Annotated in this window: 1 protein-coding gene; it reads right to left on the minus strand. The window is 64.9% G+C overall.

Translation table 11 applies throughout. The features are described from left to right. On the minus strand, nucleotides 1-407 hold a 407-nt coding region (locus HWW87_RS36890; protein ID WP_175824382.1), incomplete at both ends, for a DUF1302 family protein.

A 407-nucleotide genomic window follows, 5' to 3' on the forward strand; every position in this document is an offset into this window, starting at 1 on the left:
TGCACGTCGATCGAGTTCGTCGCGTTGATGCCGCTCTGCGCGAACATGCTCTCGCCCCAGTTGATCACCTGGTTGCCGAGCCGCACGTGCGCGTTGCGCCCGCCGATCGTGAAATCCTTCTGCGCCCACAGATCGAGCAACTGCGCGTTGTAGACGACCTGCGCGGCCGCGGTGCTCGACAACGGCGTGCGGTTCGTGTTCTTGGCCATGAAGTCGTACATGCCCGTGCCGCGCACCATGAACTTCAGCCCTTCGCTCGGCATCTTCAGCAGCAGCTCGCTGGTCGCGCTGATGTAGGTGCTGAACGGCTGGCCCTTGCGGTAGTTCAGGTCACCGTTGTCCGCGTAGCCCCACTGGTTGGTGTTCGCGGCCGCGCCGCAGCCGAAGGCGTTCGGGTCGCCGGTGAG

Origin of the sequence: Burkholderia sp. BCC0419 (genome assembly GCF_902830285.1) — a bacterium.
Taxonomy (GTDB): domain Bacteria; phylum Pseudomonadota; class Gammaproteobacteria; order Burkholderiales; family Burkholderiaceae; genus Burkholderia.